The sequence below is a fragment of the Vibrio sp. 1CM8B genome (genome assembly GCF_023161685.1).
Lineage (GTDB): Bacteria > Pseudomonadota > Gammaproteobacteria > Enterobacterales > Vibrionaceae > Vibrio > Vibrio coralliirubri.
In genome coordinates this window covers 178,234-194,435 of sequence record NZ_JALNTU010000005.1, presented here as the reverse complement: position 1 = coordinate 194,435, position 16,202 = coordinate 178,234, and the positions used below count along the sequence as shown (strand labels likewise).

12 protein-coding genes are annotated in these 16,202 nt (G+C 43.3%); 5 read left to right on the top strand and 7 right to left on the bottom strand.

Annotated elements, in window-relative coordinates; translation table 11 throughout:
• Positions 1–12: 12 nt before the first annotated feature.
• The 4 genes from MSG36_RS12290 to MSG36_RS12275 form a co-directional block, all read right to left on the bottom strand.
• Positions 13–1,203, bottom strand: coding sequence for a YbfB/YjiJ family MFS transporter (locus MSG36_RS12290; protein WP_248368079.1), 1,191 nt, complete (start codon positions 1,201–1,203; stop codon positions 13–15).
• Positions 1,204–1,588: 385 nt separating this feature from the next.
• Positions 1,589–2,161, bottom strand: coding sequence for a YceI family protein (locus tag MSG36_RS12285; protein ID WP_248368077.1), 573 nt, complete (start codon positions 2,159–2,161; stop codon positions 1,589–1,591).
• A 222-nt stretch (positions 2,162–2,383) separates the two neighbouring features.
• Complete coding sequence (locus MSG36_RS12280) at positions 2,384–4,132, bottom strand: hypothetical protein (RefSeq protein WP_248368074.1); 1,749 nt, start codon at positions 4,130–4,132, stop codon at positions 2,384–2,386.
• Between the two features lie 163 nt (positions 4,133–4,295).
• The gene (locus MSG36_RS12275) at positions 4,296–5,216 is read right to left on the bottom strand and encodes a LysR family transcriptional regulator (protein ID WP_248368071.1); all 921 of its coding nucleotides are present in this window, start codon (positions 5,214–5,216) and stop codon (positions 4,296–4,298) included.
• Positions 5,217–5,837: 621 nt separating this feature from the next.
• Between MSG36_RS12275 and MSG36_RS12270 the strand changes: the two genes are divergently transcribed.
• Both MSG36_RS12270 and MSG36_RS12265 read left to right on the top strand, forming a co-directional pair.
• Positions 5,838–6,554, top strand: coding sequence for a DUF1826 domain-containing protein (locus tag MSG36_RS12270; protein WP_248368068.1), 717 nt, complete (start codon positions 5,838–5,840; stop codon positions 6,552–6,554).
• A gap of 343 nt (positions 6,555–6,897) precedes the next feature.
• Complete coding sequence (locus tag MSG36_RS12265) at positions 6,898–8,784, top strand: methyl-accepting chemotaxis protein (protein WP_248368065.1); 1,887 nt, start codon at positions 6,898–6,900, stop codon at positions 8,782–8,784.
• A gap of 106 nt (positions 8,785–8,890) precedes the next feature.
• Here MSG36_RS12265 and MSG36_RS12260 read toward each other — a convergent pair whose 3' ends face one another.
• Both MSG36_RS12260 and MSG36_RS12255 read right to left on the bottom strand, forming a co-directional pair.
• Complete coding sequence (locus MSG36_RS12260; RefSeq protein WP_017070811.1) at positions 8,891–9,292, bottom strand: ACT domain-containing protein; 402 nt, start codon at positions 9,290–9,292, stop codon at positions 8,891–8,893.
• A gap of 144 nt (positions 9,293–9,436) precedes the next feature.
• Positions 9,437–10,330 carry a LysR family transcriptional regulator gene (locus MSG36_RS12255; RefSeq protein ID WP_248368062.1) on the bottom strand — a complete coding sequence of 298 codons (894 nt, stop codon included), beginning with the start codon at positions 10,328–10,330 and terminating at the stop codon, positions 9,437–9,439.
• Between the two features lie 160 nt (positions 10,331–10,490).
• Between MSG36_RS12255 and MSG36_RS12250 the strand changes: the two genes are divergently transcribed.
• From MSG36_RS12250 to MSG36_RS12240, 3 genes are all read left to right on the top strand, one after another.
• Positions 10,491–11,390, top strand: coding sequence for a Vmh family MBL fold metallo-hydrolase (locus tag MSG36_RS12250; RefSeq protein ID WP_248368059.1), 900 nt, complete (start codon positions 10,491–10,493; stop codon positions 11,388–11,390).
• A gap of 310 nt (positions 11,391–11,700) precedes the next feature.
• Entirely contained in the window at positions 11,701–12,516 is an 816-nt protein-coding gene (locus MSG36_RS12245) for a TauD/TfdA family dioxygenase (RefSeq protein ID WP_193840244.1), read from the top strand.
• A 253-nt stretch (positions 12,517–12,769) separates the two neighbouring features.
• Positions 12,770–14,818, top strand: coding sequence for a hybrid sensor histidine kinase/response regulator (locus MSG36_RS12240; RefSeq protein ID WP_248368057.1), 2,049 nt, complete (start codon positions 12,770–12,772; stop codon positions 14,816–14,818).
• A gap of 150 nt (positions 14,819–14,968) precedes the next feature.
• On the opposite strand, the gene cqsA is transcribed toward MSG36_RS12240, so the two are convergent.
• Positions 14,969–16,150: an alpha-hydroxyketone-type quorum-sensing autoinducer synthase gene (cqsA, locus tag MSG36_RS12235; protein WP_060981824.1), complete on the bottom strand. Its 1,182-nt coding sequence runs from the start codon at positions 16,148–16,150 to the stop codon at positions 14,969–14,971.
• Between the last annotated feature and the right edge of the window lie 52 nt (positions 16,151–16,202).

Sequence of the window (16,202 nt, the reverse complement as noted above, 5' to 3'; positions counted from 1 at the left end):
GCGCGTTTAGATTTAGATTGAGTGTTCACGCTTAGGTCGAGTCGCGGTCATTAAGGTGCACACCGCAGATAAAATCAAAGCAGCAGCACTCATGCTGAACAACAAATCGTACGACGCCATATGATTTAAGTAGTACGCCATCACAAGCCCGACGACTCCTTGTGATATAGCAAAAAAAAGTGTCATCCCAGCCCACGCTTTGGTGTGCAGTTCATAACCGACAATCTCCAATGTGTAAGTCGACACCAGAGTGACCGTCCCCGGCGTGAAAATACCGACCAGTAATGAAGAAATAAGTAGCGCGATGGGGTGAGTGCTAAAAAGGGGTAATGCCACGCCTAGAGCCTTGAAGCTAAATGCAATGCAGAGTGATTTCTTTAGCCCGAGCTTGTCTCCCAACATGCCTGTTATTAATGGGCCAATGGCGGCACCAATACCAAAGGTTGCCCAGAACAACCCACCGCTAGTGAACGACATGCCCAGTCCACGCACGATGTAATCAACCCAAAATAAGGTGTGTGGTAGGTAGCCGATAGCGTCGAAGGTATAAGCCACAAGAATAAGCGTTACGCTGATTAACTTAGGCCTTGATAGTTGTGAGAAGGAAGACTTTATATAAGTAGCTTTTGACCTATTAGGTTGGGTTTGCCATGCATTCCAGGTGAGTATAGTGGTGGCCAACGCGATGACTCCCATGCCAATCCAAGCCGAAACCACACTAAAATAAATGAGCACAGGAATTAAGGTACCAGATAACATTGCCCCAAGCCCAATACCGGAAAATACAACACCGCTGACACGAGCCTTCACATCTGGGGTAAATTTTCGAACAATTACCGGAGGAGCGACGACCATGAGCAAAGCACCTGACACTCCAGCCAAAGTTCGCCAAACATAGAACCATGCCAAGGGCGCATCCTGCAGTGCACAGCCCAAGTAGCTAAAACTGCTCACCAACATCGCAAAACGAATCAAATGACCGGCGCTGAAATAATGTAACAGTATATTGGCAGCTGGTGCACCCAATATGTATCCAAGAAGGGTTGCTACACCAAGGAAAGATGCATCACTCTCGCTAAACCAACCGCTTTGAATGAGAGCTGGCATCAATGCTATATAGGCAAACCTACCGATCCCGTTGCCTATTAGAGTCGCCCCCATTCCAGCCAAGCTGTCTCGATTAACGATGTGTGTATTCAGCATAAAAGGGGGCTCTTTTCAGTTTGACTAGATGCTCTGGCAATAGGACAAAATCTTTGTTTGATTTTGCATACTGACATCATTCACCATCAATATCACTAGGCTGTTAGTCATATAAGTTGCATATCTAAAGGTGGTTTCGAGGCAGGAAAATAGCCAGTATGTTTAAACACTTAGGGAGATCTGTTGCTATGCCAAGGGGAAGGCAATAAGCGATTGTTTTAATCATCGTAGAATTGAGTGATCAATGGTTAGACTAAAGTTGGAGCTAAATGATTAGGTTATTTAGAAAAGTTTGATGCTCAGTTGCTCTCACTCACATTCACCGCTCTTTAACGATTGATGAATGTGAAATGAGGCAGAACAGAAAGGAAGAGTTATAAGCCCATTATTGGTCGAAAAGTAGGTTAAAGCTTAAAGGGATTTTGTCGGAAATCGCTAATCCACCCACGGTCGCTGAAAGTTTGTTTAGATTCTCTGTCGATATCCCAAAATCAGCACCGTTGACGATGATTGTCGAGGCTGAGCTAACCATGACAAATCCTTCTGATGGAACCACCACAACTGGGAAATCGATCGTTTTTGTTACGCCGTGTAAAGTAACTTCCGCTGCTACTGTTGCTCTTTTGGGGTCACCGGATAGCATCGACGGTTCAACATTTCCTGAGATCTTCACTTCAGGAAAATTCATTGATTCGAAGTAGAGTTCATTCAGTCTCTGGTCACGAATAGCGACACCGGTGCTCACGCTTTTCAAGTCCAATACTATTGAAAACTGACCCTCTTCGGTGAGCCCTCCAGACATAGGTTTGATGGATGCGGGCTCGACAACAAACTGCTTTTTAATGGTCGCGAATGTGATGTTCGATAACTTCGGATCTAATGTGTAGCCCGATTCCGCGAAAGATTGAGCGGAAATAACGGTGCATAGGAGGCCGAATGTAGAGATTAGTTTTTTCATAAGTTGTCACCATATAGATTGAGTATCTTTGGTAAGGGTATTTAGAAGCTTAGGTCAGTATCTAAAGAATTACCGTAACCCACTAGGAAACAGTCAATTGTTGGAAGCAAGCGCAAGAAGCAAGCATTTGATGTGATAAAGGGAGCAGTTAGTTGAATGAGATACCAAGGTAGTACTCAGGAATTGTGCTTGTGAGGCCTACACGGCCCCACAAGCATTAGGTTAGTTTATTTTTTGATATGTGGATACGTTCGTTGACAGGCCAATTGGTAGCATTTTACGACGAGTTAAAACACCTTGATCCCAGTCTTTACCTGCTGGCATGTATGACCATTTTACGAAGTACTCTTTTCCGTTTGGACATTCATTGCCCATTTCGTATCCGTCAGAGTCACAGAAGCGAACAGTTGTATTTAACTCGGCAAGCGTTGCTTTTGAAGCTCGGTCCGTTTGGTTAAACCACCAGTAGTCTAGGTTAGAAAAGTCGGCATAAGAATAAGGCCCCTCATCATCCAACTCTACTGGCGTGGAACCTGAACACTCTTGGCCAGATACAGTGATGTCCTTTTCACCAAATACATACTCTGAACGTGCTTGTTCCCCGTTGTTACAAGTTTCTAAGTGTTCCCATGTACCAACAAAGTCGACGTAGCGGTCAGTTTCTTGATCGTCAATCTGGTAAACGAAGCGAATAGCTTCACGGGCACTAGCATCTGACGCAGATTTATCTTCTTGGTCACCAAGGCTGAACTTTTTATCCAGAATGGTTAGTACTTGCGTTGTAGCATCGTAAGACTGTGAGTAAATGTTGTATTGCCATGCGCTACCGTCTTGGTCATTTGAGTCATCATAAAGCTCACCTTCAACCATGGTGTTCAATTCTGATTGAGAAGTTACTAGGACATAAGGCATGTGGTTTTTTATATCCTCATCGTCATAACTTATGCTTTCTTCGGGTTCACTTTCGTTTGGGTTGTTAAACTTGTACGAGAATGGGGTGCTAAGATTGAATTGCGCGAGCGTCGTAGCTGGTTGATCATTACATTTGGTTTGATTATCGTCAGTAACGGTGAAGTCACCCTCTAATGCAACACAAGATAAGTATTGGCCAGCCCAAGTAGAGCTAAAACCTGAGTCGTTGTTACCCTCTAGGAAAACAATAGCGTCGTCAGAGAGTTTGTAATCCCAGCGAGCAGAGCTACGAACTAGATTAAATGTGTCTTCGTCGGTGGTTTTGTCTGCATGAACATAAAACTCCTTTTGATTCGTCGAATTATCATCGTTAAAACCAGTCAGTTTATATTGACTGACGCTAACTTCACGAATGATGTTACCGCTACCACGCTGAAACATTGGAACAGATGAGTCTTCACCTCGCTCATACTTGTCTAAAGAATCGTTCATGTGAGCGATTGCATCATCCTCGCTGACAATGTCAGCTTCATTCATGCCCATATGATCATCTAGGAATGTGATAATCGTGTCTTGGTCGTCTAGGTTGACTTTATGTAGCGCACTGATGGTTGTTTCATCGATGTTCGTCGAGAGTGTTTCGGGTAGCACAATATTTGAGTCTTGGTCGCCAACATTGACCGATTGAAGAAGAATCGCGAGGTTGACTGCTCTTTCATAAGTGCCTGTTGCTTCAAATGGGCTTAAAACATCACGGTTAGATGCCGCACCTACTTTAAGTCCATTTTCACCACCAAGGTAAAAGGTTACTGCACTATTTGACAATGCAGTATATTGACCGCCATTTTCAGTGAAGCCAGAGTTAGTTTTGTTGTCGGTGTAATAAAGACCATCAACCGCAGCGTCTACAAAGATTCCTGGTGTAATCGTAACTGGATTGTTGAATTCAATCGGTGCAGAGCTTGTACTATCGTCATCATCGTTACACCCAGTGATGCCAACCAAAATTGCTGCTGACAAAGCGCACATCTTAAGTGAGCCAATGTTCATTTTTTTCATTATAATACCTTGATTTTGTGAGGTTACTGCAATAAAGCGCAAGGATTATGACGAATTGAAATATGAAAATTGGTTATATATTAAATAATAATTATTACGTCACCGTAGTAGCGATTAATTAGCAGGTGCTTTTTTATAGAATCAGACCCTTTTAGGTTGAATATTAATCAGCCGTGTTAGTTGTACGTATGGTTGTTGCACATACTTGATTTCTGAGCCATTGATGTGCTGTATCGACATTTTTACGTGGATGCCAATACATTGATATGCTTATATCGTTGAAGTTAAAAGGTAGGTCAAAAGTTTTTATTGAGAACTTCTCTCTACAAGTACTTTCCATAAATGAAGGTAAAAGGGCTATACAGTCAGTTTTTTCTATTAAGGGGAATGTTTCAAAAAAACTAGAAGCGTTATAAACAACATTTCGTTTGTTTAGAGCTTTAATGTCGGCATCAGATAATACGTGCTCTCTGTTTACCTCACGAGTTACCGCAACATGGTTTTCTGCATAGAATTCTTCGTTAGTAACCGCGTTTTCCTGAATTCTAGGGTGATCAGCGCTGCAACATGCTTTCATTTGTCCGGTAAGAATGACTTTATGTTTTAATAGAGTATTCCCAATGGGGCGTAAACCAATAATTAGATCGTATTTACCTAAACTAAGATCGTTTTCATAATCAGAAGAAGTAATAGGGTGTGCGACTAAAGTTATACCTGGAGAGGATTGTTGAATCCTGGAAAATAGTTCTGGTAGAACGAAGAAGTCAATCGCATGTATACAGGCAATAGAGAACGAACGTATAGATGTTGCTGGTTCAAAAGAGTTATGTGCTGACGATAAAGTTGCATTGAAATTGTTAATGATTGCAGACATATCAGGATAAAGAGCTGACGCATAGCTTGTTGGTTCAACGCCTGAACGTGTTCTATTGAATAAGGTATCTTCATACACGTCTCTTAATCTTGATAGTGCTTTACTTACGGCAGGTTGAGTTATATCCAGTCGCTTTGCTGCTCTTGATAAGTTTCTTTCTTCAAATATCGCGACAAATACAGGAATGAGGTTAAGGTCGGTGGTTTTCATTAAATGACTTTAAGACTAGGGTACCATTGGCACAATTTTTATAGTTATCTATTATTCTACGCTATTTAAAACCATCAATAAAACAATGTTTTATTGATGGTTTTTTTGAGCGGAATTTGTTCGATACTCACTTTTTTTGTTCGTTTTTTAACTCGTTTTAGTTAATTTTAAAGGGAGAGGACTACTTGTGATAATTATTTTTCGAAAATTAATTACTAGTTATGTTGAGTCGCTTATATTCTAATTGTTTCTTAATGTTGTGAGTTTTTGTGCTAATAGTAAAATGCGATATCGGTTGGTTTTGTTATTTTTATAACTTGATCTTTCCGAGTTAATATAAAGAAAGTATAAGTAGGCTAATTAAAAGATGGGAGATTCTTACCAGTTATCGGAAGATCTCTAATTAAAGTGTCGATTATGAATTGAAAGTACTGATGTTCCTTCATGTCGCAGAGGATCTTACAGGTTTCTCTGTTTTGGGTGTTATGTTATAACGTATCTATATGTTGTATTTGTTTTGTAGTAGTTTGTTAGTGCGTTTAAGAAAGGTTATGTGCTGATATATTTTAAAGTTAACAAAAACAAATGATTAGACAATAGTACTGACAAGGAGACGACGTAATGAATGCCGTGTTAACCAAGCCTTTGGCAACCAATAGCAACCAGCCAGTCAACATTAGTTCAGTTGTGAGTATCCAGGATCAGGCGAATCACAAGCCAAGCTTTAGTGCTTCTGAGCAGCCAACGGTATTAGCGGATATCTACCAAAGCGATATTAATATGGCGGTATGGCAGCGAAAGTTTGATGAGGGCTTAACAACGGCAATCAGTGAATTTATCGCCTTGAATCCAAACTTTAGTAAGTCTGTTAGTGTGTCACCTGATAATGCTTTCGATAAGTTGGAATTTTCCACCGATGGCACCGCCTCTAAAGCGCTATTAGAAAACATGGCAGAGCTGGTGGATATGTTTTGTTGTTTGTTCGAGCTTGAAGAAGTCGGATTGCGTTTAGCGGTTTTGAACAAAACGATGTGCCCACGTTTCCATTTTGATCAAGTGCCTTGCCGCTTGGTGACAACTTATCATGGTGTTGCGACTCAATGGTTGCCAAACGACTTAGTCGACCGTTCTAAGCTAGGGCGAGGGGCTAACGGACAGCCAGATTCAGCGTCAGGCTTATACAATCATGAGTCAGATATCCAACAACTTTCGAGTGGTGATGTGGCATTACTAAAAGGGGAGCGCTGGAGTGGCAACGAAAATGCAGGCCTTGTGCATCGTTCACCAGTCACTTCATCTGACGAGACACGATTGCTGTTAACGTTGGACTTTGGTTGATCAACTTTTGACTATTTAGCCCGCGACCTATTTTTTTTCAAACCTTCAACACATTTAAATACCTTCCTAATGAGCCAACGGCATGGCGCGATCTGTGCCGTTATTACTCTCAAACAAAGACACCCATCAGCTGACCTTGTTTAGCACATTAATTCAAAATTTAGAGTTTACCATTCTCTAAATCAATGGGTTACGATGCGTGCACTTACTCACATATATCAATATTTCAGTTCCTCATCGGTTTCTTAATTTATTTTAAAGCGTAAAATATATCCCGCTTGCAAACCGCTTTGGCAACCAATTTGTTCGCCACGGTTTTTTACTTCCAAATTATAGGTTTCCTATGTTCAAGAAACTCTCGCTTAAAAATAAGCTGGCGATTTCAGCCAGTATGGCCATTATCCTGGGGGGGATTTTGGTCGAGGCATTGTCTTTTCGTGCTTCACTGCAAAGGTTGGATATTGAAGTTGAACAGCGCTTAGAGGGCGCATCGGCTTCGTACAATCAATATGTATCGGATTGGATCTTATCCAAAGAGCGTGCGCTTACTTCTCTTTCGAAAGAGTCCAAACAAGAAAGCTTGGTGACTCATCTAAAACAGGTTCGTGACTCAGCCTCTTTTGATAATGTCTTCTTGGCATTTCCTGATGGTTCGCAAAAGAACGCGAACGGAGTAGTACTGCCGCCGGGCAATGATGATCCTCGTTTGTGGGGTTGGTACACCAATGCGGTTGCGAACCCAAGTAAGGTGTTCATGGATAACCCAACGGTTGCAGCTGCAACTGGAGCGAATGTTGTGTCGCTGGGTACTGCCATGCAATTACATGGTCAACAGGTTGTGTTAGGTGCGGATGTTGAAATTACCGACATTCTTAATAGCCTAGAGCAAGTGATTCTTCCAGGTGAAGGTTACATGTTCATCGCGACCAATAAAGGCACGGTTTATACGCACCCTGACACCAAGTTACTGAACAAAAATATCAGCTCACTTGGGTTAGATTTTGCGGATGTACAAAAGGCTCTGACTAGCGGTAAAGACACTTCTATCGAGTTGAACGGCAGCGACTATGTTCTGTACGCACGTGCGATTGATGGAACGAGCTTGATTACTGTGAGCGTTGTTAACCATGACTCATTGGTTGCGCCACTATTTGATGCTGTGATTGGTCAAGTGTTGGTGACGCTACTTGTGGTGATCGTATGTACCATACTGTTTAACCTGCTGTGTACGATTCTATTCCGTCCGTTGAACCACGTATCTCAAGCACTGGCGCAAATCGCGAATGGTAGTGGTGATTTAACTCAACGCATTCATGTTGAAAACCAAGATGAAGTGGGCGAGTTAGCCCATAACTTCAATACCTTTGTTGGAAGCTTACAGCAATTGATTGGCCATATCCGTGGGCAGTCAGAGCAGCTAAATAGCCAGTCAGAGCAAAGTGCTCAGCGTGCGAATCGTTCGGTGGATGAGCTTAATCATCAGCAGCAAGAAATCACCATGGTCGCGACGGCTGTAACGGAAATGGCGAGCGCAACGCAAGAGATTGCATCGCATGCCGAGCAAACAGCAAAAGCGGCGCAAGATTCAGCGACAAGCACTAACAGCGGTCACGCTCTGGTTGTGGATACCAAAGGTTCAATCAATAACCTAGCCAATGAAGTGAACGAAGCGGGTAACGTGATTAGCGAGCTCAACAAGCATGCTCAAGAGATCTCGACCGTACTCGCAACGATTCAAGGCATTGCAGAGCAAACCAACTTGCTTGCTTTGAATGCTGCAATTGAGGCGGCTCGTGCTGGTGAACAAGGTCGTGGCTTTGCTGTGGTTGCTGATGAAGTACGTGTGCTTTCGCAGCGCACTCACTCTTCAACAGAAGAGATCAAATCAACGATTGATATCCTACAGCGCACGACAGCTCAGGCGGTTGAGCTGATGGAAAGCAGTTCTAAACTGGCAATTCATTCAGTAGAAGATGCTGACAGAGCTTCGCATGCGCTTGAAGAGATCAACTCGGCGGTGGCTTTGATCAGTGATATGGCGACTCAAATCGCGACGGCTGCTGAAGAGCAAACACACGTGACGGGTGAAATTACCCAAAACATTACGACCATTAAAGATGTTACTGACCACCTAGTTGTGGGGGCACAGGACAGCTTAACTGAGTCGAACGAACTTAAGAACCAAGCCGCTGGTTTAAGTGACAAAGTGGCCACTTTTAAGCTTGCTTAACTGTTTTACTCGCTGATGCCTGATCAGTGAGTGCGCGGTAAGCAATAAGTCAAAGCGACGTAGATTACGTCGCTTTTTTTGTATTTGTGAGTCATCGAACTCTTAATTAATCAGTTTCTGAAAACTCTTTCAGCGCACTCATTGCAGCTTCTGCTTTGTCTTTTTGAACGAAGATGTGGTCGTGATAGTAGCCTGCAACAACGTTAGCGCTAATGCCGTATGAGCCAAGCTTTGTCGCAAACGCCGCCGTTAATCCAACCGCTTCAAGGCTCGAATGTACCGATAAAGTGATAAGGCTAAATACAGCGTCGAAGTCTAGCTGAGCTTTGGTTGCAACGTCTTCTTCAAGAACTAGAGTTAAACCTTCTTTCTCACGAAAAGTCGAGATTGGGTTGAGCTGAACATAGTCTGCTAACGCTCCGTCGACAGTGCAAAAAACATAGTTCCCGTCGATTAATTCTGGTGACATGGATTTTAGTAGGAGGTCTAGGTCGGTAATGGCAGTCATAGTCAGTGTCCCTGCGTTAATAAGCTTATTGAAGATGTATGCAGTCACGATAGAAGTAATAATAAGTTAAGTAAAATTAATGATTTTAATTCTGCATCAGTTTTATTAATGGCAAGTTTTTCTCCACATTCATGGCGTCGCGCTTTACCAACTTGTCGACTGTTCCATCTCATTTGATAGATGATCAATAAAGGCCCTTAACAGCGGAGTGACTTGCTTACGCGTTCCATAAATAGCATGAACACCGAGCGTTTTAGGTTGCCATTCAGAAAGCAGTGGCACTAATAGACCATCACGCATCAAGGTTTCGACTGAAGGGAAGGGCAATATGCTGATCCCGTTGCCTTTCAAGGTGGCAGACAGCAATACTTCCGAGGTGTTTGCACTGATATTCCCTTTGATTGGCACTGATTCCAGCCCATTGGGGCCATTGAACGTCCATGCGGTTTTGCCAAAGTAACTGAATGACAAACAGTTGTGGTGCGCTAGATCTTGTGCGTCTTTGGGTGTGCCGTTCTCTTTTAGATATTGAGGCGACGCGCAAATCACGGAGCGGCATTCACCTAGCTGTTTAGCAACAAGATTGGGTGTAAGTTCGTTGGTAATACGAATCGCTAAATCGATACGTGACTCAACAAGATTGACCGTTTGATCGGTAGAAACGATATCAATCGAGACCTCTGGCCATTTATCGATGAAGCGACCGATCACGTCCATCAAGAAACTATCGACAATCGAGTAACTCGCAGTGATACGCAGCTGACCTTTCAAATGCTCTCGGTTTTGGTTTCTGATGCCAGTTAGTGATGCTTCCAGTGCCAAAAGTTCTCTGGCGACCTCAAGTGTTTCCTTGCCTGCACTGGTTAAACTCAAGCTTCGTGTTGTTCTGTGAAGCAAGCGTGTGTCCATCCATGCTTCTAACTCACCCAAATAACGAGTGACCTTGGTTCGGGAGAGATCAAGGTGTTCTGCCGCTGCGCTCAAACTGCCACGTTCCACGATGGTGACAAAGACATTCATTGCCTCGAGTTTATCCATTGTTTTATTGCCTAGAGAATTAAACCGACCTCAGTATATGTCCGAAAACTGCAACAGTTAAAGTCAATTTGATATCTATTTCATCTAAAAACAATCAAATAAGATGTTTGGACATTCAGCGAGTTGGCAGGTGTTCAACTCCAAATATCGGAATAAAGCCATGAATACGTTATCGAAAAACCTGTTATCAAAAAGCATGCTTTTAGGAACCATAAGCCTAGGAACCGTAATGGCATCAAGTGTTGCTTTAGCTGCGGATCTGAATATCACTCACTACAACCCCGGCGAGAACGCGATATTCCCAGCCAGCTCGGTATTGGTCTCGGGTGAGAAAGAAGTGATTCTGTTTGATGCGCAATTTAGTGTGGCTGATGGACAAAATCTGGTGGAGCAAATCAAAGCTACAGGCAAAAAATTATCGATGATTTACATCAGTAGCGGCGACCCAGATTACTACTTTGGTTTGGAACCGATAGTTTCGGCATTTCCTAACGTCAAGGTCGTAGCCAGTGAAGCGGTTGTCGCACATATCAAACGCACCAAAGATGCAAAGCTTGAATACTGGGGGCCTATATTAGAAGACAATGCGCCCTCTAAGGTGATTGTTCCAACGGTGATGAACGGCTCAACATTAAGCATCGAAGGTGAAACCATCGAAGTGAAAGAGATAAATACACACCAAGCTTACCTTTGGGTTCCGTCTGAAAAGACTGTATTTGGTGGCGTGTCGGTGTATAGCGGTGTGCATGTATGGATGGCAGATGCCGCATCGAAAGAGATTCGTAGCCAGTGGTCACAATCGTTAGAGCGTATGAAAGCACTTGAGCCAGAGGTTGTAATTCCGGGTCACTATTTAGGTGAAATGCCAACAGGGATAAATGCAGTTCAGTTCACGAAGGATTATGTGGCTGATATTGAAAAAGCATTGGCGAGCAAAAGTAATCCAACATCGGTTGAGATCAGTGATTATATGAAGAAAGCCTACCCGAAATTTAAGGTAACGGAAGGTGATTTAGAACTTGGTGCGAAAGTGCTTAGCGGCGAGATGGTTTGGCACTAGAGTTGATTATATCGGTTGTGTCGCAGAACAGTCTAAAGATTGTATGCTAGATTTATTGGTGATACACAACTGGAGATATCGATGATCTGGCTTTCAGTGAAAGTACTACAGATTGGACTTGTCTATGGATACAGGAAGTATCAAAAAACGAAAAGAGCTCCAGCTTAGGGGCTCTTTTTTTGTTTCGGAGAGACGATTTTCTATTTCAAGTGGGAAAGAAAATCTGCATTTGCCCGGTTTACTGTTAGTAGCCAGATTAGCCTAGTAGCCAAATCAGCCCTGCAACTCAATATCACCAATAAGCGAAAGTATGTTGAAAATAGAACCCATTACTCCTCACATCGGCGCTCGTATTCACGAACTAGAGCTTTCTACATGCAGTGCTGATGAACTTGATAAGGTGTATCAAGCGCTTCTAACCCATCAAGTGATCTTTCTCGATGGGCAGACTTTGTCTCCAGAACAACACTTGATGATTGCAGAACGCTTTGGAACGTTAGAACCTGCACATCCTTTCTTCCCTCGTGTGGAAAGTGCGCCCCAGGTGAGTGTGATTGAAACAACCCGTGGCAATGCGCCAATGGAAAGTTATTGGCATACCGACTTAACGTGGCGCAGCTTGCCGTCGAAAGCTTCCCTGTTGCATGCTCAACACATTCCAAGCGTCGGTGGTGACACGATCTGGTGTTCTATGACGGCGGTTTTTGAATCTCTAAATGAAGATATGAAAGCTAAGTTGAGAGGCTTATCGGCGACTCATTCTCTGGTGGCCTTTGAAGGTATAGAGTCAGAAGACATTGAGCTCGATTGGCACAAATCCTTAATCAAAACAGCACAGGAGAATCCGCCAGTGGTTCACTCTGTTGTTCAAGTTCATCCTGAAACGGGTAAAGAAACGCTCTATATCAATGAACAGTTTACGCGTTATATCAATGAGCTCGACCGCAAAGAGAGTGATGTTTTACTCAGCCAACTGTTTGAAATTGCGAGACGCCCTGAGTTTCAAGTTCGTTTCAAATGGGACTACGGCTCAATGGCGATCTGGGATAACAGGGTAACGCAACATTACGCAGTGATAGATTACGGCGATACTCCAAGAAAAATGCATCGAGTAACAGTGACATAACAGTAAGTAAGAGGGGTAATTGGTGTAGGCGCTAGCGGACAAGTCTCAGGAACTCAGGTTTAGTGTTTGAATTAAAGTATAAAACTGAGACTTTATTCATCTAAGCTTAATAATAAAAACAAATCCGTTGGTTATTTGATTGAAACCCCACAGCTCGGACGTGATGTGTAATATAATCGGCGCCAAAATATAAGTATAAAAACCAAATCATAGAATTAATAAACGTCAGGGCTTAGAGAACAAAGTATTTCGTATGAACGCGATTCGTAAAGTTTACCAGTACGCAGAACCAAACCTTACTCTCGTAGGTTGGATGGGCTTTGTCGGCTTTCCAATTTACTACATTGTGTGGGAGTTTTTGTTTCCGCAGCCCTACGAAAACCTAGCGCTTCGATTGTTTTGCTCGGTATTGTTCTTTGGCATTATATTTCGTAATCGTGTCCCATTTGAATGGCGAAAATACCTTCCGGCTTATTATCAAGTTGCTGTAACTATCTGTTTGCCAGGTTTCTTCTTTTACATGCTGCTAATGAATAATTGGTCCAACGTTTGGGTTATGTCATTCATGTCGGCTATTTTCCTCCATATATTATTGGTGCACGTGACGAGAGTGATGTTTGCACAAACCTTTGCCGGTATTGGGATGGCTACCTTGTGCGCTTGGATTGCACAAGGCTTCTACCTCGAACTCACAATGGATTGGACGCATGTGCCAATCTTTTTGTTTATCTACTTATTCGGCAACTTGTTCTACTTCCGCAATCAAGTGGAACATGAAAACAAGGTGTCATTGGCGAAGTCTTTTGGTGCGGGTATTGCCCATGAGATGCGAAATCCTCTAAGCGGTTTACTTACCTCTATTGATGTCATGCAGTCCATATTGCCTAACCCTAAAAGTGGCGATCAAAAAGGGCAATATGCGCTAAGCAATGAAGAAGTGATTCAGTTGCGTGAAGTGGGCGATGAAGCGATGGAGATCATTCACTCCGGTAACGAAACGATAGATCTGTTACTGACTTCAATTGATGAAAACCGAGTCTCTCGCTCTACGTTTAAGAAGCATTCAGCGCAAGCTGTGGTTGAGGATGCAATAGACAGCTTCAATTACAAGCGCTCTGCTGATAAGTCAGCAATCTCCTTGGATGTGCAGAGTAACTTTGAGTTCTTGGGCAGCGACACCTTGCTGAAATACGTCATGTATAACCTGTTCAAGAATGCGTTCCATCATCGTAGCCCTGAAGATTTTCATATTCATGTCACCATGTTCAGTGATGAAGTGACGAACCAAATTATGGTGACGGACAACGGCTCTGGTATATCGAACGATATTATTCGTCGTATTTTCCAAGACTTTTACACGACAGGCCAGTCGGGTAATTACGGTTTAGGTTTGCCATTTTGTCAGAAGGTCATGCGCTCGTTTGGTGGTGAGATTAAATGCCAGTCTGAAGTGGAACAATGGACACAGTTTACGATGATTTTCCCATCTTTGACTTCCAATTCGGTGCAGGAAATCAAGAGCGAACTGACTAAACTCAAGACGGTGCTGATGATCAGTGATCAGACAGTGCTTTCCAGTAAAATGACTGAAATATCTCGCTTTATGGGTTTTGACCTAGAGATTTTGGATGTGGCGTCAGCGCTTCAGAATAAGGAATATCAGTTTGAGTTCGACTTGATTTTCGTTGATATGGAGAGCTTGGATTTACGAGCCAATTGCCTCGATAGGATTGAATCGTTACTTTCGTTTACTGAGGCGCGAATCATTTACTTGTATGAACGTCATCCTATCAAGCGTGTGCGTAACATCTCTTTCGAGCCTATTTGGGTGGAAACGCAAGTTTGGCTACTGAATACCAAAGCGACCATTGATCGTTTACTGTTTGACTCCAACTATGTGATGCCATCGGTTACTGTAAAACCGCTAGAGGTCACCAATAAACGCACGATTATGGTGGTCGATGACAACGAGTCTCTACGCCGATTTACTGCAATGTTATTGGAAAAGCAGGGCTTTGATGTTGTGCAGAAAGAAGACGGGCAACAAGCCTTAGATGCATTGGATACCGGCGATATCGACTTGATCCTAATGGATATTGAAATGCCAATCATGGACGGGGTTGAAGCTTCTCGTCGAATTCGAAGCGCTAACAAAGAATACTCTTCGGTACCGATTATTGCTCACACGGGTGACAGTTCTCCTGTTACTTTGGAAAAGATGGAATCATCAGGCATGTCGGACTTTATTGTGAAACCGGCAGACAAAAATCGACTGTTCGATAAAATTGCTCACTGGATTTAGTGGGTGTAATAGTTTGAATCTCACGGGTATTTGATAGACATAGATTCAAGAAAGAGCTCAGCGAGTTGCTGGGCTCTTTTTGTATCGCGACATGATAGCGTCCATTCAGTCCTGCCGTTGGTGTTGGTTATGAATATGGTTCGAACAAGGTTACACGAACTCTAACTCGGGGTGATTGTACGCTTCGTGACAAACCGTGAGCACATGGTCAATGTCTCTTGGCGTCATGTCGGCATTCACTGAAAAACGGATGATATTTTTGTTCTTGCCAGTAGCAGGGCGGCAGAATACCGCACCGAACACATCACGCTGTTCTAGGAAGTCACGCACACGTTCAGTGTTTCTTTCATTGCCGCACTCTAGCGCTACAATTTGAGACTCACTCCGGATGTTAAAGCCAATGCGCTTTAGACCCGTAGTCAGCGACTTAGCCCGATTGAATAAGGCTTCTCGTTTGTCTTCCGCAGCTTTGATCACCTCTAACGTTTTCTCTAAACGAATCACCTCTTGTGGTAACACTGTCGAGCTAAAAATCGCAGGGTACGCCACAAACGGCAAGGTTCTAGATAGTTGTTTAGGACCAAGGATTGCACCTGCACGATAAGCAAAGGTTTTTGCCAAGCTAACGGTGATGAAGTCGACTTGGTTGGTGAGCCCTAACGCTTGAACTAAGCCTGCACCATTTTCCCCATGTGTTCCCAGTGAATGCGATTCATCAACAACGACTGCACAATCAAATTCCTGCGCCATTTCGTAGATGTCGCGGAGTGGTGCAATGGTGCCTATCGTGCTGTAAACAGAGTCGACAACAATGACACCTGAGCCGTGGCGCTCTAACTGTTTGCGTAGGTGGTTCATATTGTTATGCATAAACGGATGGGCAATTGCGCCAGCTGCGCGAATCCCTTCCCAAAGCGACATGTGTGCAAGAAAATCAATATACACAGGTGTGCCCGGTGGGCAGATGGTTTGCAATAGCCCAATATTGGCCGCCCAGCCTGATTGAGAAAGCAAACAGCTCTCCATTCCGACATAGTTAGCGAGTTCGGTTTCAAATGCGGGTTTAGACTGATCATCTTGTAAGAAAATGGCAGACATCACCACGTTGTCATCGTGCTCACAGATCGCCGCTTGATGGGCTTGTTGAATCTGTTTGTTGTGTGACAGTGCTAAGTAATCATTACTCTGCATCACAACGGCATTGCGCTGAGGGCGTTTACCTAAGACTAAGTGCTTTTGACTTTGGTTCTGGGTAATCAGGTCTTGAATGTAGAAGTTCAAGCGCTCTTCGATAAAGGAAGGTAGTGGCTTGTTTTTTGTTTTATCACTCATAATAGTTCTCTTCAAATACAGGAAAACGCCAGCGCTGACGGCTGTATATTGA